The organism is Bacillus sp. LR--39 (assembly GCF_053613335.1).
In genome coordinates, this window is sequence record NZ_JBSIOT010001554.1 from 1 (window position 1) to 525 (window position 525).

The 525-nt window shown below is 47.6% G+C and carries 1 pseudogene; it reads left to right on the forward strand.

The features are described 5' to 3' along the window. Positions 1-525, forward strand: a pseudogene (gene mscY / locus ACWHAR_RS31755) (small-conductance mechanosensitive channel protein MscY); the annotation flags it as partial.

Genomic DNA, 525 nt, shown 5'->3' on the forward strand with positions numbered 1-525 from the left:
TTAGCGATCCGGTATTCACCGTTTTTAGATGAGCAAATGCCGGTCATCAGCAAAATATACCGCTCACTGATTGTGGCGCTCTTGTGCTGGGGTCTTTGTAATTTGACCGCAACATCGTCGTTTATCTTCCATAAGGTGAATCAGCGCTTCGAGCTTGACATGGATGACATTCTGGCCCCGTTTTTATCCAAATTGCTCCGTTTTGTGATCATTGCGCTCAGTGTCAGTGTGATCGCTCAGGAATTCAATTATGATGTAAACGGATTTGTAGCGGGCCTTGGTCTTGGCGGACTGGCTTTTGCGCTTGCCGCGAAGGATACCATCAGCAACTTCTTCGGCGGTATTATTATTATTACTGAAAAGCCGTTTACAATTGGTGACTGGGTGGAGACGTCAACAGTAACAGGATCAGTCGAGGATATTACCTTTAGGAGCACGAGATTCAGAACAGCACAGGGGGCGCTTGTAACGGTGCCGAACTCTACGCTGTCGATGGAAGCGATCACGAACTGGACAAGAATGACC